This is a genomic window from Aurantimonas aggregata (genome assembly GCF_010500835.1).
Taxonomy (GTDB): Bacteria; Pseudomonadota; Alphaproteobacteria; order Rhizobiales; family Rhizobiaceae; genus Aurantimonas; species Aurantimonas aggregata.
The window spans coordinates 1-18,270 of sequence record NZ_JAAAMJ010000024.1 but is presented as its reverse complement, the minus strand read 5'-3'; the positions used below and the strand labels follow the sequence as shown (position 1 = coordinate 18,270).

Annotated in this window: 14 protein-coding genes and 6 pseudogenes; 5 read left to right on the top strand and 15 right to left on the bottom strand. The window is 63.3% G+C overall.

The features are described 5' to 3' along the window. The first annotated feature begins 110 nt into the window (after positions 1-110). Entirely contained in the window at positions 111-536 is a 426-nt protein-coding gene (locus GTW51_RS20115) for a LacI family DNA-binding transcriptional regulator (RefSeq protein WP_163045839.1), read from the top strand. A 9-nt stretch (positions 537-545) separates the two neighbouring features. Here GTW51_RS20115 and GTW51_RS24570 read toward each other — a convergent pair. From GTW51_RS24570 to GTW51_RS20055, 12 genes and pseudogenes are all read right to left on the bottom strand, one after another. After that, positions 546-626: pseudogene (locus tag GTW51_RS24570) on the bottom strand (type II toxin-antitoxin system prevent-host-death family antitoxin); the annotation flags it as partial. Continuing rightward, positions 625-1,396, bottom strand: a pseudogene (locus tag GTW51_RS20105) (IS5 family transposase). The pseudogenes GTW51_RS24570 and GTW51_RS20105, both read right to left, overlap by 2 nt. 70 nt (positions 1,397-1,466) lie before the next feature. Continuing rightward, the gene (locus GTW51_RS20100) at positions 1,467-3,008 is read right to left on the bottom strand and encodes an SRPBCC family protein (RefSeq protein ID WP_163045838.1); all 1,542 of its coding nucleotides are present in this window, start codon (positions 3,006-3,008) and stop codon (positions 1,467-1,469) included. After that, complete coding sequence (locus tag GTW51_RS20095) at positions 3,005-3,637, bottom strand: hypothetical protein (protein WP_163045837.1); 633 nt, start codon at positions 3,635-3,637, stop codon at positions 3,005-3,007. The genes GTW51_RS20100 and GTW51_RS20095 overlap by 4 nt, the downstream gene beginning before the upstream one ends. Further along, the gene (locus GTW51_RS20090) at positions 3,634-4,662 is read right to left on the bottom strand and encodes a VWA domain-containing protein (RefSeq protein ID WP_163045836.1); all 1,029 of its coding nucleotides are present in this window, start codon (positions 4,660-4,662) and stop codon (positions 3,634-3,636) included. The genes GTW51_RS20095 and GTW51_RS20090 overlap by 4 nt, the downstream gene beginning before the upstream one ends. Beyond that, the gene (locus GTW51_RS20085; protein WP_163045835.1) at positions 4,662-5,552 is read right to left on the bottom strand and encodes a hypothetical protein; all 891 of its coding nucleotides are present in this window, start codon (positions 5,550-5,552) and stop codon (positions 4,662-4,664) included. Before GTW51_RS20085 ends, GTW51_RS20090 begins: the two co-directional genes overlap by 1 nt. 38 nt (positions 5,553-5,590) lie before the next feature. Beyond that, positions 5,591-6,493, bottom strand: a complete 903-nt coding sequence (locus GTW51_RS24770; RefSeq protein ID WP_484463066.1) for a DUF58 domain-containing protein — start codon at positions 6,491-6,493, stop codon at positions 5,591-5,593. A 14-nt stretch (positions 6,494-6,507) separates the two neighbouring features. Further along, positions 6,508-7,551 carry an AAA family ATPase gene (locus GTW51_RS20075; protein ID WP_425483293.1) on the bottom strand — a complete coding sequence of 348 codons (1,044 nt, stop codon included), beginning with the start codon at positions 7,549-7,551 and terminating at the stop codon, positions 6,508-6,510. 224 nt (positions 7,552-7,775) lie between these two features. Continuing rightward, positions 7,776-8,069: pseudogene (locus GTW51_RS20070) on the bottom strand (methanol dehydrogenase [cytochrome c] subunit); the annotation flags it as partial. Between the two features lie 107 nt (positions 8,070-8,176). Continuing rightward, positions 8,177-8,719, bottom strand: coding sequence for a cytochrome c(L), periplasmic (gene moxG, locus GTW51_RS20065; RefSeq protein ID WP_163045832.1), 543 nt, complete (start codon positions 8,717-8,719; stop codon positions 8,177-8,179). After that, on the bottom strand, positions 8,719-9,795 hold the full coding sequence (gene moxJ, locus GTW51_RS20060) for a methanol oxidation system protein MoxJ (RefSeq protein WP_163045831.1): 1,077 nt from the start codon (positions 9,793-9,795) through the stop codon (positions 8,719-8,721). Before moxJ ends, moxG begins: the two co-directional genes overlap by 1 nt. After that, positions 9,746-11,683: a methanol/ethanol family PQQ-dependent dehydrogenase gene (locus tag GTW51_RS20055; RefSeq protein ID WP_163045830.1), complete on the bottom strand. Its 1,938-nt coding sequence runs from the start codon at positions 11,681-11,683 to the stop codon at positions 9,746-9,748. Before GTW51_RS20055 ends, moxJ begins: the two co-directional genes overlap by 50 nt. A gap of 341 nt (positions 11,684-12,024) precedes the next feature. Between GTW51_RS20055 and GTW51_RS20050 the strand changes: the two genes are divergently transcribed. From GTW51_RS20050 to GTW51_RS20040, 3 genes are read left to right on the top strand one after another with little or no spacing between them, the layout of a single operon-like run. Then, positions 12,025-12,552, top strand: coding sequence for a hypothetical protein (locus tag GTW51_RS20050; RefSeq protein WP_163045829.1), 528 nt, complete (start codon positions 12,025-12,027; stop codon positions 12,550-12,552). Between the two features lie 10 nt (positions 12,553-12,562). Beyond that, on the top strand, positions 12,563-13,999 hold the full coding sequence (locus GTW51_RS20045; RefSeq protein WP_163045828.1) for a sensor histidine kinase: 1,437 nt from the start codon (positions 12,563-12,565) through the stop codon (positions 13,997-13,999). Positions 14,000-14,020: 21 nt separating this feature from the next. Continuing rightward, complete coding sequence (locus tag GTW51_RS20040; protein WP_163045827.1) at positions 14,021-14,647, top strand: response regulator; 627 nt, start codon at positions 14,021-14,023, stop codon at positions 14,645-14,647. A 714-nt stretch (positions 14,648-15,361) separates the two neighbouring features. Here the strand turns inward: GTW51_RS20040 and GTW51_RS24650 are convergent. Next, a pseudogene (locus GTW51_RS24650) lies at positions 15,362-16,355 on the bottom strand (IS110 family RNA-guided transposase). Positions 16,356-16,517: 162 nt separating this feature from the next. Continuing rightward, positions 16,518-16,973: pseudogene (locus tag GTW51_RS20030) on the bottom strand (transposase); the annotation flags it as partial. A gap of 102 nt (positions 16,974-17,075) precedes the next feature. On the opposite strand from GTW51_RS20030, the pseudogene GTW51_RS24095 reads away from it, so the two are divergent. Then, positions 17,076-17,899 (top strand): annotated as a pseudogene (locus tag GTW51_RS24095) (ISL3 family transposase); the annotation flags it as partial. A gap of 39 nt (positions 17,900-17,938) precedes the next feature. Here GTW51_RS24095 and GTW51_RS20020 read toward each other — a convergent pair. Continuing rightward, the coding region (locus GTW51_RS20020; protein WP_163045826.1) for a DUF389 domain-containing protein at positions 17,939-18,270 on the bottom strand (332 nt) is incomplete at its 5' end.

The following is an 18,270-nucleotide window of genomic DNA, read 5'->3' as shown; positions in this document are numbered from 1 at the left end:
GTGATGGTGGATGATGGGCGTCGGAGCGAGACGTCGAACCACGGCAGTTGGGAGCGGGGGTGGACGAAGCATCGACACGGCGAACCCGCCGTAACCGTCGAAACGTGAAAATGAGCGACGTCGCGGAGGCAGCGAATGTTTCGCCCTCGACGGTTTCGCTCTATTTGCGAAGGCCGAAGGCCGTGTCGAAGAAGGCAGGTGCGGCGATTGCCAACGCCATCGAGACGCTCGGCTACGTCCCGAACCTGATGGCGGGCGGCCTCGCCGCTGCGCGCTCGCGTGTCGTCGGCGTAATCGTCCCGTCAATGAGCAACGCCTTCTTCGCACAGACCGCCTCCGCCCTGCAGGCCATCCTGTCGGCTCGCGGCTTTCAGATCATGTTCGGCAACACCGATTACGACGAGGAAGCGGAGTTCGACCTCGTGCGCGCCTACCTTTCCTGGTCGCCCTCGGCCCTCGTCCTGACTGGCCTTTACCATTCGCCGCTGACGCAGAGCAGTCGCCTCTGCGGATCGGCTCCTGACGGTACGACATGAGCCGCAACATCAGCGGGCGCTCTGAGACTGGGGCGGCATCGCGGCCGTCAGCGATTGAAGCAGCGCGGCATCGATAGGCTTCCGCGGCTTAGGGCATCGACTCATTAAACCGACACCAGATCCGGAATGAAGCGAGTTTAATGCCGGCAAGAAAGTTGTCGTCGCGTTTGTCCTATCGTGTCGCGACGGCCCGGAAGTGCTTGATCTTGTTGAAGAAGCGCTCGAGAAGGTTGCGGTAGCGATAGAGGAAGCGGCTGAAGGCGGGAGTGTTGCGCCGGCGCGGCATCGGCTTGATGTTGGCCCAGGCGCCACATTCCGTCAGGCTGCGCCGCAGTGCGTCGGCGTCATAAGCTCTGTCGGCGAGCAGGATCTGACCTGCTCCGATCTCGTCCAGCATGTCGCGGGCACTGCGTCCGTCGTGCGCCTGGCCCTCGGTCAGCTTCAGCGCAAGGGGCAAGCCGCAGGCATCGACGAGGGCATGGATCTTGGTGGTGAGCCCGCCGCGCGAGCAACCCATGCAACGGGATCGTCCGTCTTATTTTCCGCGTTGGCGCCATGCTTGGTGGACACGGATCGAGGACGAGTCGATCATCTGGATATCGCCATCGTAAGCCCTTTGAAACGGCGTCCAGAAGCCGATCCCAGACGCCGGCCTTCCGCCACCGGTTGAAGCGGTTGACGCAGGTCGTATGCGGGCCGTAGCGCGCCGGGATGTCGGCCCAGGGCGCACCGGTGCGCAGCCGCCAGAAGATGCCATTCAGCACCCGCCGATCATCCACCCGCGGCACGCCCCGCGCCTTGTTGGGCAAAAGCGGCTCGATCACCGACCACTCGAAATCCGTCAGATCAAAACGTGCCATCGGAACCTCCCCAAAATGGGAAGTGAATCAGAACACGCACATCACCGGAAGAGCTTTATGGGTCTATGACCTAGTTGGGTCGCACGGGGAAATAAGCTTTCAGCCCGGCAAGGCCGCTCTCCACATAGCGCGTCATGTCTTCCATCGCCGCCTCATCCGTCTGCCCCTCCGTCGGGAAGTTGCTGGTATCCGCCCGGTAGAAGCGCCCTATCCACCGCACGGTGGTCATCTGATCGCCGGTCGGCTCCACCATCAGCTTGTCATTGTAGGAGCTCACCGCCAGCGCGTCGGGGTTAGGGGTAGCCAACCGCCAAGCGACCACGCCGCGCTCCTTGCTCGATACGTCGAGCGTCTCGATGATCGATCCGCCATCGAGGATCAGTACCCGGCTCTTGCCATCCTCTCCGGGGCTGGCGGAGTGGACGGCCGGGTGCCAGTCGGCAATCGAAGCGAAGTCGGCCAGGACGTTCCAGACCGCGTCGAAGGGTGCCTCAATCTCGACGCTCGCATCGGTCTTCTGGGGGGTCGGTCCGTGGGACAAGGCAGGCGAAGTGAAGACAGCGCCGGTGAGGGCTGCCAGTGTCGCCGTGGCTAGAAGGTTGCGTCGGTTGAAGGTCATATTACGATCCTGTGTGCGAGTATGGGATGGCCGGGTAGCGGGTTTCACACGCCACACGACAGAAGCATTCCAGGCGTAGGCTACCAGGATGCAGAAGAGGGACAGAGCCCCGAGGCCAGGCGAGAGGTCCACCGAGGCGTCCAGACGGTGGGCGCTCGTATGGATGTCGATCTCAGTCGTGATCGCGCCGATGTCGCTCAATGGCGCGTAGCCCAGCCCCGCCTCGCCCCCGATTTCCCGAAGATATCTCTCGCGGACACTGGTGAGGTGCTCAGTGGACGTCGCCGCGAGATTGCCGACCGGATTGTTCCGAGGATGATAGTTCCCGCTCTTGCTGGCGCCGGGCGGCACGATGCTCACTCGCGCCCCTGCGGCGATGTCCTGAAGCGAATAGAAACCGTCGAGATTGCCGAGGTCGTCGAACTTGGGGATCGACACCAGTTCGCTTCCACCGGCCCCCAGGATCAGGCCGGCCGTCGTATCGGAGCGGGGAGCGGTGCGACGCCCCTCCATCGGCGCCGGCGGCGCCTCGTGGCCGTCGGTGATGAACACCAGGTCGCTGCTGAGTTTCTGCGCAACATCCTGCGCCGAGGCGAGCCCACTCAGGATCCGGCTGTCGCCTTCCCACGCCATGCGCCACTCGAGCCCTGCCACCGCCTCGTTGAATGGGCCGAAATTCGCGCATACCTCCACCGGCTCGATCAGCGGGAAGCTACGGCGCTCTGCGAAGACGCCGAGGCCGACCTTCGAGCCGCAGGGAAGTCGCCGTGTCACCCCGCCGATCGTTCGCTTGGCCTGTTCCAGCCGGCTCAGTGGTGCATCCGTCGTCCCATGGTCGCGTGCCAGCATGCTGCGGGTGATGTCGATGACGAAGAACAGCGTCAGGACGTCTCGTTCGCGCGCAAGCGTCGGTCCGAAGGCCGCGCCCGTGGCAGAGAGAAAGGCAGCGGCCAGGAGCCAGAAGGCGATGCCGCGCCGCCCGAGCCAGTTCATGGCAGCCCCCGTGGAACACCGGGCAGGTCGGTCCAGACGTCGCGGGGCCGCTGGCCCTCTTCTTCCGGTTCGATTGCCGGTCGCGGAAAGACCCTGACGAGCCGGCTCGCGATGTCGAAATTGTACTTGAGATCGAAATCCCCGGGCACGAGCCGCATCGCCGCGCGGTAGTCCTGCTGGGCCAGCCGGACGGTGACAGTCGCCTCGTCGATCTGGTTGGCGGTGATCTGGTCGAATGCCTCGTTCATCCGCGCATTGGCGATGGCGAAGCGGTATGCCGCCTCGACGTCGGGCGAGTCGTAGGCTTGAAACCGCGGACCAAGCGCTTCGGCCGCAGCGACGTCGCGCAGACGCAGATGACGGTAGGTTGCCGCGAGAACGACTTCGGCAGGTGCATCCTCATCCAGCGACACGGCAGCGCCGGAGGCCAGCGCATGGACTGACCGGTTCGCTTGCCACGCCTGTAGAAGCGACAGCGTCTGGTAGGCGGCAAAGGCAAACAGGCAGATCAGCGCAATAGCGAACAACCCCGTCTGCAGGCTGTCGCGCAGCGACGCCGTCATCAGTCTTCGGCCCTTACGCCGCGTGGTCGTCTCACCGGTGGAAAACATCACTCGCAGCGCCGTCACCTCACGACCCTCCTGATCGCCGGAAGCGGTACGGAGCGAACCACGAGCGTCGTCTCGAAAGACTTCATGAGGACCAGGAAAAGCAGGCAGACCGCGGCACCGGCATAGGCAAGACGATCGAATTCGCGACGAGGCACCTGCTCCTCGTAAAGGAGAGGACGCGCCTCCAGCCGGTCGATTTCGCCGATCGCCTCGCGCACCGCGTCCGAACTATCGGCTTCGAACGCGCGATAGGGAACGCCCAGCGTTTGCAGAAACAGATGCAGATGCCGTTCGGGCCGTGTCTGTGGCGTGTCGCGCTCGCCAGTTGCGGGCACCTCGAATATTCCCTTCGCTCCTTCGGTGCGCAGGAAGAGCCAGTAGACGTTCACCGGCTGCCTTGCGATAATATCGCGAAGCTGCGCCTGAACTTCGCGGCTGATCACCCCCGCGCCGTCCGAAACGAGGAGGACGGCGCGCGAAGCCGACGCCGTCTCCGAACCGAAGCTGCCAGCCGCCAGCGCGAGCCCTCTTCCGACATTGGTCTGGGCAAGGCCCGGGAAGCCCATGGTGGCGATCGCCGCCTTGACGATCTCGTGCTGGCCCGTCAGCGGCACCGCCAGCAGCGGCGCGGTGGAGAACATTGCCACGCCCACCCGGTCATGCGGGCGTCGCTCGATGAACGCGGTCAGCAGACGTTTCGCAGCTTCCGCCTTCGACTCTTCCTCGCCATCAGGACGGCGGTTGGCGAAGGTGCTTTCCATCGAGGACGAACGGTCGATGAGGATCATGAGGTGAGCACCCAACCCCTCCCGCATGAGGACCTGATCGGTACGATGAAGTCCTGCCAAGCCGAGGAGCAGGAGGAGCAGCGCGATTGATCCAAGGACCGGCAAGGCCAATGAGAGCGCCTGCGACGCCCGGTCGAGCGGGGCGTTGAGGCGATAAGGATGCGGCGAGCGCCGGAGCGCCGAGACCAGAAAAGGCGCGAACATGATCGGCAGCGCCAGGAGCAACCATGGATGATCGAATTCGAGCGCGAACATCAGCGACTGCCCCGTTCGATGGCGCTGAGACGACGCGCAAGCTCGCGAAGGAGGTTGCCGGGAAGAACGCTCGCGGCAGCACTCGTCCGACCGGCGAAGAAATGCGCGCGCGAAGCCGCGAAGAAGCGATGGAGGTCACTGGACACGTCGCCGAAGGCCGGACGCCCCAGCAGGTGCCGATCGAGGTCGTCAGCCAGGATCCGGTGCCCGAAGGCCTCGTCGAGGCCCCTATGCAGTCTCAGGAGAGCAGTCTCGTAGCCCTGCACCTCCGCAAGCTGAGCTCGCCTTATGTCGCGCCAGGCTCGGGCAAGCGGGCGTGACCTGCGATAGCGTGCGGGTCCCCAGCCGCGATGCCAGCCGAAAGCCGCGACGAGGATGGCGAGGGCCGCCCAGGAGGTTGCAACCACGCCCTGCCGCCGGGTCGTATCGATGACTGTCAGCAGCTTGTCCGGGCGCATCGCTTCCATTGACGACCGCTCCAGGATCGGACGCAGCGGCGAGAGCACGACTGGCCAGGCGGGGAAGGCGACGTCTCGGCGCGTCTGATCATTCTCGTCGGTCGCGCGGAAGCCGATGTTCAGCGGCGGGATGGTGATCTCGCGGGGCTCCAGCGGAACGTAGAAGCTCTGATAGACGACGTGGAAATCATAGCGCGTTGCATCGCCTTCCGCCTCCCCGGCGACCGTGATCGAGCTGATCTCGGTGAAGTTGTCCAAAGGACCGGGTTCGGGCAGAGACGCGCTGTCCAGCTCGAGCCCCACGGGGACCGATACGTGTCCCGACCAGTCCAGACTGTCGCCCACGAACCAGCCGACGCGGCGCGGCGGATCGGCATCGATCAGCAGTTCCTGGGCGCTGGCCGACAGGCAGCAGAAGCAGGGAGGCGCCAAGAGGAGTGCCGCTCCCCATAACCTTGTGCGACACGCGATCACAGAGTTGCCTGCCCGGCGATCAACGTCTCGGTGATTTGCTCCAGGTCGATCTGGCCGGTGACCGGGATCACGAGGCATCCCGCTTCGGCGAAGAGGCCGGCGAGCGCCCTGCCATGCTCGCGCCGACGTTCGCGCCAGCGCCTCAGGAGCGAAGGCCGCAGGAAAGCGACTCCTCCCCGGCGGTCTTCCAGGTCGTCCAGATGCGCCAGTCCGAAGCGTGCCGCAGGCACCTCGGCTTCGGGGTCGCCGACGACGACGGCCCGCACATCGTGCATGACTAGCGCGTCGAGGACCGGCCGTATCTCGTCCACAGCGGCAGCGAAGTCGGAGATCAGGAAGACGAGGCCGGGCGTCGTCGACAGTTGCGAGCAACATTCGCGCAAGGCAGCAAGACCCGATCCCGTCGGTGCAATGGCCGCGAGCGCCATTGCGACTTCCGACGGCGCGGACGCCCGGCGTGTCGGCTCCATGACGAAGGCGTCGGATCTGTCGCCAGTCGCGGCGCGGACGCTCGCCCTGTCTCCGCTCCGGATCGCCGTTCGGGTCAATCCGCCCGCGAGCGTCGCGGCGACGGCATGACGCGCAACGCTCCCACGAAATCCCATCGATCCGGACAGATCGACGACGATGTGGACCACGCCGCTTGCCGCCTGCAGATACCGCCGCACCCAGACGGATTCGAATGGGTTGGCGATCGATGCGCGAAGGTCCAACCGGCGAATGTCGGAATTGCCGCTCAACCGGTCGAGGCCGGCAAACCGGCCGTGTGATCCGGGGCTTCTGCTGGCATGATTGCCGGGCCGTGAAGACGACACGCGGTGCCTCAGCGCGTAGATGAGGTCGGCGAACTCCTCGAGGTCCGACTCGGTCGCGGCAGGTAGGTTCGGTGCGACAACCATCGGCGAACTCGGTCTCAGGCTGGAACAGGGATGGCATCGAACACGGCGGCGTGGAGCGCCGGCGCGAGCCTGTCCCTGTGCATCTCGTAGATCGGTGCGAAGAAGATCCGATGCCCCATCACCGACGGGAACATTGCCCGCACGTCTTCCGGCACGACGCTGCCGCGTCCTTCCATCCACGCTCTTGCGCGCGCAGCCCGGACGAGGGCAGAAAATCCGCGCGGGCTGGTGCCGCCGATGATGAGACGGGAGACGTCTACATTCTCGATCACGATCCCATGGCCCACCGGATCGCGGAGCGCGTCCCACAGGTTCAGAACATAGTTCTCGATGGCCGGACTGACCGCGACAGCCCTCTGAATCGCAACGGCCAGGTCGTTCAGGCGATGATAGGGAAGCAGCCCCTCCGGAACCTCCTGGATCAGCGCATCGGCATCGTGGAAGGCCGGCTCGAAAGCCAGGCGGCGCCGATCATCGCGATCACGAGGCGCCGCGATTGCGATCTCCATGAAGAAGCGGTCACGCGCCGCTGCCGGTAGCTCGAACGTTTCGTCGCGCTCAACCTTGTTGCGGTCGGCGAAGACCTGCAGGTGGACGAAGCGCGTCTCCTGCCGGAAGGCGTTCACGCTGCGCTCCGCCATCATGCGCAGCAGCAGCGAGTGGACCTGAGGACGAGCGCGGTTGATCTCGTTGAAGAAGAATACGGCGAGGTTTTCGCCATGCGCGAGCGCCGGCCCCGGGTCCACGCGCGGACGACCATCCTCCGCAACATAGGCCGAATACAGCATGTCGTTCGGCATCAGATCGATCGTTCCCTCGATCCGCTCGTAGGGTCCGCCCAATCCGCGGGCGACTGCTCGCAGCAATGTCGTCTTGCCGACACCGACATCGCCTTCCAGAAGCACATGACCCCGGCACAGGGTGGCGATCGTCAACAATCGGATGGCGTCATACTGACCCAGGATCGCGCTTCCGATCTCGCGCTCGAAATCCTGCGTTCGTTGTCGCCATTCCGCCAGGTCTATGTTCGGACGCTCAAGCAAGATCGCATCCATCATGCGTTGTCGGGGAAAGGGGAATTCGACACTGACCGGGTCGATGAGACATTCCTGCCGGACGGCCCGAGCCCATGTGCCTTTGGGAGGACCTTGCATGCGCCACGACGCGCCCGGCAGGAACTACCGGCTCAGTTGGTGCCTAATCACTGGCCGGAGGCCTCTGGCTCGTTCGCATCGGTCGCCGATGCATCGCCATCATCGGTATCTTCGCCGGCGCCCGCGCTGCTCGCGGGGATCTCGCTCACGTCGAAGATGAACTCGCCGGTCTGCTTGAAGTGGTTCAGGCGCTGTGCATTGCGCGCCTCCATTCCCTGGATGGATTCCTGCTGCTTGTTGAGTTCCATCGGATCGTGCTGGGGATCATATTCCGATCCCTCCACCTTCTCCGGGTAACCCGGCTTGGCCTCCCAGCAATTGCCCGGTGCGCGGCAATTGGTGCCGTCATAGGCGAGAGCCGGAACCCAGGCCGTCGACGCTGCTGCTATCGCGAAACCACCCAGTATCGCTATCTTCTTCATGGCTTTTCCTCCTCCTTTTCAATTCTGCCTCTCGCGGGACCAAGGGAGCCCTGCTTCTGCGGTGCCTTTCGGCAGGCGGGCCTGTATGCCTCCACCGAACGGCAATCTCAGCCTTCGTTCGCGTCGGGATCGAAGGGTTTGAAGGTTTTGCGTTGCTCCGGTGTCAGCCACTTCGCCTTGGCCGGATCGCCGATGTAGAGGTGGCGCACCCAGGCTGACACCTTCAGCATCTCGTCGAGCGTCAGATGGCCATATTGCGGACCCATCATGCCCTGAGCTCCGCCGTACATGGTTTCGAAGAGCCCCTTGTCGGTGGCGTTCTTCGGATAGGTCCAATAATCATCGTTGAGGCCCGGGCCGATCTTGCCCTCGCCGTAGTGGCCATGGCACCCCGAACAGGCGGTCAGGTACAATTCTTCGCCTTTCTTGAGGACTGACTCGTCGCTCATATATTTATTGTCGCCGGTCTCGAGAAAGTGCTTCACAGCTTCCGTATCTCTCCCTTCCTCCGAGCCAAGAGACAGATCGAGCGGCGTTCCCTGCGTTGTGTGATAGAATTGTATCGAGCCTAAAGCGGTCGTGACTGTCGTACTGGCAAAAAAAGCGGCGATTGCGAGCTTCTTGATACCGAATGCATCGGATCCCTGCATCAATTCGTCGTCTCCTCGAGCGGCAAGAGAGGGACGCCCTCCTGGACAAGTACTTCAGTAATCCTCGAAGAGGCCTTGTCGAGAGCTTCATTGATCTCGGCGAGAAGCGCTTCGTCTCCCGGGCGAACCGCGACCGACTGCGCATATTGCAGCTCGACGGTCTGTCCGTTCTGTAGTTCGAGATCGTTCTCGATCAGCGTGAGCTTCAGCTCGCCCCCGGACGCCTTGACGTAGCGCGCAACGTCCGCCGCAAAGGCGATCCCGAGATCGGCTTCGCCCCCTCGCACCTCTCGAACGATCATGTCCGCAGGAACGTCGAGGAACTGGTTTCTACGAGACTTGAAATCTACCAAGCCGTAGAGATACGCCAGATTGTCTTCGTACTTACCGGAATACTTCAGGATTGTCTCAGCCGGCGAGTAGAGGCGCGTCGCAAATCGCCCAAGCTCCTTCGAACCGACATCCTGCCAGCGCGTGCCTTCGAACCCCCGGTCCGATCGGCTGACGAAGGCATAGGCCGTCCGGTAGTAGGGGTTCGACGTCAGAAGACGCCCGTCACCGGCATCGGTTCCCATAAGGACGTCGCATGTCTTCTCGTTCAGACCGTCGCGCACGAGGTAGATCGCGGGCTTGCTGATCCACTCGTACTCGAGGGTTCTTCCCATGCTTTCGGCGAGGATTTCGGCGAGGCGGTTTTCGAAGCCGTCCTCGTCGCGCGTCGAATAAGGTGATTCCTTCGTGGAGGCACACACCTTGAGAATGTCGCTGTCGGACGTTTCGCTGGGTCCGCTCGCAACGGCCGGGGTCGGCGACGTGACGACGGAGTCCGCAGGCTGCGCCAAAGCCAGGCTGGTCGTGGCGAGAGAGGCGGCGAGGACGGCGGAGACGCAAGCAGCGTGTGGGGTCCTGCGCGGCAAAGTTCGGGCTCGGCGGGTGCTCATGAGAACGTGTCCGATGGTTGATGAGAAATCCTGGGCGAGGGCTGCAGGCCGGGCGTCAGGTGCCGGCCTGCAGTTGCAATAGGCTTCAGCTCGGATTGCGATCCGAAGGCTGTTTCTTGGCCGCGTCACGATCACCCCTGATCAGGCTGGTCGGCTCGTACTCGCCCGTATTGATGTCGTCGGTGTAGACACTCTCGCCGTCCAGCGAGAACACCATGACGCCGCCGCCCATCTGGGTGTAGTTGGCGAGTTCCGAGAACGCACCCACCGCACCGAGTCCTGCCGTGGGATCGTTCAGGTCGAAGACCAGGCCGACGCCCGGCCATCCGCCGACGCCGTAGTAGATGGCGATGTACTGGCGCCCGTCGTGCTCGTACGACATCGGGTGGCCGACGGCGCCGGAGGGAAGCTTGAACTTCCACAGCAGATCGCCCGTATCGGAGTCACGCGCCTTGATGAACCCGTCGAGCGTCCCGTAGAACATCACGCCGCCTGCGGTCGCGAGCGTACCGCCCCAAGCCGCGAAGCGTTCCATGACTTCCCATTTGAACTCGTTGTTGATCGCGTCGTAAGCCTTGACCTGACCCAGTCCCAGATTGGCCTGGCGGTCGCCCTTCGGACCCGGATACATGTTCAGCGTCGCGCCGACGAAGAACTGGCCGGCGCGGTAGGGCAGCATGAAGGGCTCCCAATCCATGCAGATGTGGTTGATTCCCATGAAGAAGGACTGACGCTCGGGATCGTAGGAGTCGTGTCCCTGGTTGTGGTAGCCCATCGCCGAGGGGCAGATGTCGCGGCCGACATGGTCCATCCGCGTTCCAAATTCCGGGTCGCGGACCGGGATGCCGGTCTCCATGTCGACCTCGGTCACCCAGTTCACCGTGTCGTCGATCTTGTCGGCCGAGACGAGGTCACCGTTCGTCCGGTCAAGCGTGTAGACGATGCCGTTGCGGTCCGGATGGGTCAGCAGCTTGCGCATGTTGCCCTCCCGATCCTCCTGATCGGAGAGCATCATCACGTTGACGCCGGCATAATCCCATTCGTCATGCGGGGTCTTCTGGTAGGCGAATTTGGCCATGCCGTCGTCGGGATCGCGGCCCCAGATTGCCATCGTCCACTTGTTGTCGCCCGGCCGCATGGTTTCGTTCCACGGCGCCGGATTGCCCGATCCGTAGTAGAAGAGGTCTTCACCCGGATCGTAGGCGTACCAGCCCCAATTGGTGCCGCCGCCGATCTTCCAGGCTTCGCCCTCCCATGTCTCCAGACCCAGGCCGAACTGACCGTAATGCGGGTTCGGTTCGTTGAAGTTCTCGGCCAGACGAATGTCCTCGTCGGGTCCAGTGGCGTAGGCACGCCACTTCTGCTCGCCGCTGCGCACATCGTACGCAGTCACGTAGCCACGAACGCCGAGCTCGGCGCCCGAGGAGCCTACGATGACTTGATCCTTGATGACGTAAGGCGCGATCGTCAGCGTCGAACCGACGGCGATATCCGAGTTCTCCATCTGCCAGCGGGTCTCGCCGGTCTTCGCGTCCATGGCGACGATCAGGCCATCGAGTTGGGTCCGGAAGATCAGCGGGTCCGTCTCGTCGTCGCCGGGCCAGTAGGCAAGACCGCGATTAACCACGTCGCAGCATGCCACCGCACGCGCTGTCGGGTCCTGCTGCGGCTTGTTCTGCCATACGATCTTTCCCGGATCGTCGAGGGCGAGTGCGAAGGTCGTGTTCGGAAACGGCGAGTGGATATACATCATGCCGTCGACCACCAAGGGCGTGCCTTCGTGGCCGTGCAGGACGCCCGTCGAGAACGACCACGCCGGCTTCAGTTGGGCGACGTTTTCCTTCGATATCTCCGTGGAGCGGGAATAGTTCTGCGCGTTGTAGTCGCGCCCGGTCATTACCCAGTTTGCCGGATCCTCCGCGAGTTCCACGAGACGATCATTGGCGATCGCCGTGACGGAACCCGCCGCCAGAAGTGCAATGGCGAGCGTGACCGCCGACGTCGAGTTCAGGAATTTCTTCATCTCTCCCCCTTGCCACGCATAATTCCTGCGTCGGCCATAAGTGGTTGCGGAACTACGGATTCTGCGTTCCTCCCAGAGCGGAGAGAAAAACCTGTCACGCGCCTGCCAACCTGTCATTAGGAGCCGACGGCAGAATATTCGGGAAGAAATACCCGGTCGATTACCAGCTTGGTTCACTTGTCGAACCGGCACGACAATGCTTCGAGCGGTGCGGGATCCAGTCACGTCGCCTCTCGCCCGACCAAACCAGATTAGGAATACTTCCCCTGTCGGCCCAACAACGGATGAGGTAGGTATTGCCTGCTATCCGGCAGCGCAGCGCCAAGGGAGGAGACGTCGTCATGCTCGACTCGCGGCCGTGGCCATCGAGGCTCCCGACGCACCCGCCCCTGCTGCTCCTTTCCCTCGTCGTGCTCGCCGTTTCGGCTTGCGACGACCCGAGCCCTCCGCAGATGGCCGACAGCGCAAAGCGCGAGCAATCCGCAGCACCTGCACGATGGCAGGAGGTGACCGACAAGACGCCGACAGCACTTTTTCTGGCCCGGGTCGCCGAGAGTCGCGACGACATCAGCCTGAGCGAGCCGCTCGTCAGCCAGTACGAGACGCTGCTCACCGATGCCCGGGCTTACTATGTCGAAACCCCGCGCATGCTGGCAAACCGGCTGATCCAGGGGAGCGACCGGCTGGCTGAACTGAACGCGGCCATGCCGATCCCCCAACTCCTCCATGCAATCGAGTCGGCGGCCGGACAGACCAGACGGTCCTTCACGTCGGACCTTCATCACTACCTCAACCTGCGAGTTGCCGGCGTCGGTCATGACGAGGCAATCCGCCAACTCGCTCGGGAAGCTCGTGACGAAGGCTTTTGACGAGGCGGCAATGACCGACTTTCAGGATTCGGCGGGGCGCAAGCCGCGCGCGACCCTCCAGCGACGGATCGCCATCGGCCTCGCGCTCGTCAGCATCACAGCTTGGTTTGCCCTCGCGGTCGTCATGATCGTCAATGCAAGGGTCGCCACGACGCGGGAGGTACAAGCCTCGTTCTTCATCGCAGAGCGCTTTGTGCGGGAGCGGCTGCACGCCATCGAAGCTTCATCGACCCCAGCGGACGATCTGTCGGTTCTGCGCGCCCAGATCGAGCAGATTCGCCATGTCCGGGTGGATATGACCTTCAGCGGCGGCCGCGAGATTCCGGTGGCCTCCCTCGATGGCACGCTGCCAGATACCGAGACCGACGGCGATGGCGACCCGCCCGCATTTTTCACGCGCCTGATCCAGTCCACCGATATCCATGCCATCATTCCGGTCGCGACTCGAAACGAGCGGCACTTCGCCGAGATCCTCTTGAGGTCAGACGATTCGGACGAGATCGAGGAAGTGTGGGAAGACTTCCGCTTCGTCCTGCCAATGACGATGATCTATGGCGGCCTGATCTCGCTCGTGGCGATGCTCTACGTGAACACCGTATTCCGGCGCCTGCGGGAGACGTCTTCGGGACTTCTGCGCCTCAAGGAAGGCCATCTCGATACGCGCCTGCCCGAGGCGGGCTTTGCCGAGTTCGCGCCGGTCGCCAGCGGCTTCAACGAACTCGCCGCATCGCTCATGAACAAGACGACGTCGAACCAGCACCTCGCCAATCGTCTCCTGACCGCGCATGACGAAGAACGCCGCAGGGTGGCCAACGAACTGCACGACGAGATCGGCCCGAATCTTTTTGCCGTGCGGGCCGCTCTTTCCGATCTCAAGCGCGCCGTCGGCGACCAGGGCCCCGAGGTGCTCGAACAAATCGAGGCGCCGCTTGGCTCGCTCGAAAAGGGCATTGCGGATGTTCAGCTTCTCCTGAGACGTATCCTGTCGAAGCTTAAGCCGATGGTCATCGGCAGCGTACCGCTGGTACGCGCCGTCGATATCCTGGCGACGGAATTCAGGCGGCTCGCCCCCTATCCGACGATCGAGGTCCATTCGAATACGAACGACCTCACCTTCGGTATGACCGTCGATCTCACGATCCACCGCTTTGTCGCGGAAGCTATTCTCAATGCCTTGCGCCATGGGAAAGCGACCGAGATCGTCGCCACGATCGATCTCGAGGAACAGGATGGCAAATGCAGTACGCTCATTGCATCAGTCACCGACAACGGGCACGGCCTGGGCGACGATCAGGCGCGAGGAATCGGCCTCAGCGGCCTTCATGAGAGGGTTGAGACGCTGGGCGGGCAGGTCTTCGGTCCCGAGCGCCAGGACGATCGAACCGTCATCGTCATCTGCGTGCCGGCACCTGCGGGTCAGCACGCCCTGATGACCCCTTTTCTTTAAGCACGTATTCTTGGAGGCCAGATGCCGCTCGCTCTCATCATCGACGACCACCCGATCGTGGTAAAGGGTTTCATGCACACGGTCGGGGCGACAGGCGTCTGCGACGTCGTGGGATCGATCAGCCTTGTCGAGGGATTCCGTACCTATCGTCAGCGGCGACCCGACGTGATCGTGCTCGACCTTTCCTTCCGCGATGACCCTTTTGCGGGCCTGTCATTCCTGCGGCGTTTCCGGGCGCTCGGCTCCAGCACGCCTATCCTCGTCTTCAGCATGCATGACGATCCCACGATCGTTCGGCAGGTGCTGCATGTCGGCGCGAACGGCTACGTGCAGAAAGATGTGTCACCGGAGGTGATACGCGAGGCTTTTCTTGCAGTGCTCGCTGGAGCATCGTTTCTCATGCCGGAAATGGCAACCAAAGTCGCGATGTTAAATCAGCCGCGCGACCGGGGATTGCTGGACCGACTTACCTCCCGTGAGATGGAGATACTCGGCCTGATCAGCCGCGGCCATTCCTATACGGACATCTCGAGCCGACTCGGGATCAGCTACAAGACAGTCGCTAACACCTCATCGATCCTGAAAACAAAGCTATCCGCAAGGAGCCTGCCAGAGCTCATGATCAAGTCTATCCGCCTTCTGAACTGATGGCGGCGACATTCCGAAAGGAGCCGATGTTGTGGTGAAAGCCGCCTCTGGAGTAGAAGCTGGCGTCGGAAGAGCGGTTCACATTGTCGAGGCCGAGGAGGTTGGGGTAGAACATGTCCGCCTCTGCCCTTCACCCACTTGCAGATGAACGCGCCCGACGGACGTGCCGGGAGGCATCCCTGGCCGGGGCCGCGCCGGAGCGTCGGTCGCGAGGGCGCCGAGGTCGAGCCTGCGGGTGGCCATGCCGTCCTGCCAACTCCAGGTCTCGCCCGGGCGGTCGCCATAGATCTCGATCCCGTTGCCCTCAGGGTCAGAGAGATAGAGAGCCTCGCTCACTAGGTGGTCGCACGCGCCGTGGCGTCTGACACCGTTATCGGCGGCGTGCTACAGACAATGCGCGAGGCTGACCCGGCTGTGAAGTACGAAGGCGACATGGAAGAGCCCCACCCGCCGCTTGTCGGCAAGACGCGTGGCAGGCTGTGATCCGGCCCTTTAATTGCGGCTCGCTGTCAACTCCTGCTTTGACGTCTCTGCCGGGGTCAGGGTCCTTTTCGAGGTCACTGCCTCATGATGGTTTTCGGGGGTGGACGCCTCGATGTGTGCAACGACGTCAGGATACCTGCGTCAGCCGGATGACCGAGGTCGCCGTCACCGTCGTCCCGGCGGGGACATCAGGTCGCCTCGGTTGCGATGCGACGCCGATCAGAATGACGGTCAGATGGTTGGGATCATCGCAGGCTCCTTGCCCCAATCGAACTCAGTGCCATCGGTCCAAATACAATGCAGGATGACTGCGAGCTTCCGGGCGACTGCGGTGTGGGCCTTTTTGAAGCCGACACGGCGGGCGAGTTGTTCGCCCCAAGCCTTCAGCCGAGACCATCGCTTTGTCCGGTGCAGGAGAACGGTAGCGGCCTCGTAGAGATAGACACGCAGGGCGCGGTCGCCCCATTGGACACGCGGCCCTGCGTGTCTGTTTTGCCGGTCTGGTGCCGCCTCGGTGTCAGTCCCAGGTAGGCGCCGACCGTCTGAGCGGATGCAAACCGAGACGGATCGTCGATCGTGTGGCGATAGGCGAGCGCGGTGACGACACCGATGCCGGGAACGGTCATGAAGCGGCGAACCGCCTCGTCAGACCGGGCGACGTTCCGAAGCTTCTTGTCGATTCTGGCCTGCTCGGCGAGGATATGTTCGTAGACGAGAGAAGATGCTCGATGATGCCCGAGAGGACAGGGCGATCGACGAGAAGCTCCCGGATCCGGCTCGTGAAGGCTCGTCCGACCGCCCGTGGCATCCGCTGCCCGATCTCGGCGAGCATCGAGCGCATCTGGTTCTGTAGGTCCTTGCGGATCATCACCAGGCGCGAGCGCGCTGTCAGTAGCGAACGCGTTGCTTGGCTTTCTTGGCTTTTGACCCTAACCTCACGATACCAGCCCACGCGGACGAGTTGGGCTAAGCCCGGAGCATCGTTCTCGTCGCTCTTGTTCATTCGGGTTGAAAGCGCGGCGTGCGCGTGCCGAGCATCAATACAGACGACCGGCAGCCCCAAGCGGCCGAGCTCATGCCAGAGCCAGCCGGACATCATACCGCTTTCGAAGCCGATCCGCGCCGCCTCCGGCGCATGCTTGGCGATAAGCTTCGCTAGCACGCCAGGATTTGAGGCCGCTTTCCTTTCGAAAACGACCTTACCCGTCTCGTCGACAACGCAGATCGCCGTCTCTTTCTGCGGTACATCCCGACATACTGACTCATGGCTGCGCTCCTTGCTGGCTCTTCAACGAGGCCGATCCTACCGGACCTCGCTTCCAGGAGCGCAGCCACCGCAATTACTCCATGTGTGCAATTTTGGGGTCTGACGCATATCCGATGACGATCATGCTGCGCCGAGAAGCCGCGCTTCCAGCAGATCGATCTTGGCGTGACCATACATCTGACGCTTCACGAGCTTCAGTTTGTTGACTTGGACTTCGGTCTGGCCGTTTGACCACGGTTCGATCACTGCGGCCCGGACAGCGGCCAGATCGTCTCGGAGACCACGGACGAACGAAGCCAGGAGACTGGGGCTGGCGTCGGCCATCCAGAGGTCGAGATCCAAGACGGCGCGACCGCGGACGACAGGTTGGAAACGATCGATGAGAACCCGCGCATCCGCTAAGGTCGGGGCGCCGGCCTCGATGGCTGCGACCATGACCGTCTCTGCCTTGGTAAGATGATCGCGCTTCTGCGTCATCAGGCGAGCAATCGATCGTGCTGACGGGACCTTGCGAAGCGGCGCGGTCATCATTTGCTCCGACCTCCGTCGCCGCGTCGCCCATTCGCCTGTCAAACGGCCTTCAAAAAATGACCCGCGATCCGCGTCCAAGATTGGGTCTGACTCATCTCTGGTGCAGTTTGGCGGTGGGATTGGCGATTTCCGATAGGGATCGTCGCGATGCCGTGCAGCCTTTCGCTCTCGTCCATTGTGCCCGCAGGGCTTGCCGTTGATCGTCAGGAATATTCGGGCGGCATCCTGATCGTCACTGCATCCGCCCGTAACTCCTCTGCGCCATGCCCGGCCTGCGATCGCCTCTCGCAGCGGTTCCACAGCCGCTACCATCGGCGCGTGGCGGACCTGCCCCTAGGCGGACATGCCGTCCAGCTTCGGCTGGTGACACGCGCTTCCGGTGTGACGGACGGACATGTCGGCAGAAGATCTTCGCCGAGCGCTTCGGGACAGCCGTGCCGGAACGAGCCCGTCGCGCCGATCGCATGGAGGGGATCGTCCATCACCTCGGTTGGCGCTCGGCGGTAGGCCGGGCGCCGTCTTCGCTGCCAGACTGATGCTGCCGGTGAGCAACGATACGCTGCTTCGCGTCATACGGCGCCGGGCTCGTTCCCTGGACCGATGCCCTTTGCTTTGTCGGCGTCGACGACTGGGCCTTTCGGCGCAACCAACGCTACGAAACGATCGTCTGCGACCTCGAGCGTCGCCAGATCGTCAAGCTGCTGCCGGACCGTGAGATCGCGACCGTCGCCGCGTGGCTCAGCGCCCATCCCGGCATTCGGGTGGTCTCGCGCGATCGAGGCGGTGGCTATGGCGAGGCGACAGCGAGAGCGCCGCCCGATGCGATCCAGGTCGCGGACCGCTGGCACCTGATGGAGAACGCCAGCGCCGCCTTTCTCGAGGCGGTGTCGAAGTCCATGAAGGCGATCCGTGCCGCGTTGGGCGCAACGATCGTCGACCCACAGCCCCTGACGGCGGCCGAACGGCTCCAGTAGGAAGGCTATCTTTGATCCACTCCTGCGGAGCACCACTCACTTGGCGCTTGGCATGCCGCGCCGGCCCGACCCCCTCAATGGCCGCCGCCGGTGCAGCAGTAACCGTTTCGCCACGAGAATCGCCCCACCGCCGAACAGGACGCAGGCGACCTCGACCGCCCACCTAGCCGCGGCACCGCCGGCGAGCTCCATGTTGCCCATGGCGAGTCCCATCCCGATCAGCGCCATGCTCGGTATGAGTGCCAGCGCCACCATAACGCCGGTGGCGAGGACCTTCATCCGCGACGACACGATGACGCCGCCGGCGACCCCCGCGAGGATCGAGGTGGCGACACCGCTGCCCTGGATGCTGGACCAGTAGTTCGCCC

Excerpts from the sequence above, each read along its gene's own strand:
- GTW51_RS20115 (WP_163045839.1), top strand. The coding sequence starts at position 111 with ATGAGCGACGTCGCGGAGGCAGCGAATGTTTCGCCCTCGACGGTTTCG.
- GTW51_RS20100 (WP_163045838.1), bottom strand. The coding sequence starts at position 3,008 with ATGAACTGGCTCGGGCGGCGCGGCATCGCCTTCTGGCTCCTGGCCGCT.
- GTW51_RS20090 (WP_163045836.1), bottom strand. The coding sequence starts at position 4,662 with ATGTTCGCGCTCGAATTCGATCATCCATGGTTGCTCCTGGCGCTGCCG.
- GTW51_RS24770 (WP_484463066.1), bottom strand. The coding sequence starts at position 6,493 with ATGGTTGTCGCACCGAACCTACCTGCCGCGACCGAGTCGGACCTCGAG.
- GTW51_RS20075 (WP_425483293.1), bottom strand. The coding sequence starts at position 7,551 with ATGATGGATGCGATCTTGCTTGAGCGTCCGAACATAGACCTGGCGGAA.
- moxG (WP_163045832.1), bottom strand. The coding sequence starts at position 8,719 with ATGCAGGGATCCGATGCATTCGGTATCAAGAAGCTCGCAATCGCCGCT.
- GTW51_RS20055 (WP_163045830.1), bottom strand. The coding sequence starts at position 11,683 with ATGAAGAAATTCCTGAACTCGACGTCGGCGGTCACGCTCGCCATTGCA.
- GTW51_RS20050 (WP_163045829.1), top strand. The coding sequence starts at position 12,025 with ATGCTCGACTCGCGGCCGTGGCCATCGAGGCTCCCGACGCACCCGCCC.
- GTW51_RS20045 (WP_163045828.1), top strand. The coding sequence starts at position 12,563 with ATGACCGACTTTCAGGATTCGGCGGGGCGCAAGCCGCGCGCGACCCTC.
- GTW51_RS20040 (WP_163045827.1), top strand. The coding sequence starts at position 14,021 with ATGCCGCTCGCTCTCATCATCGACGACCACCCGATCGTGGTAAAGGGT.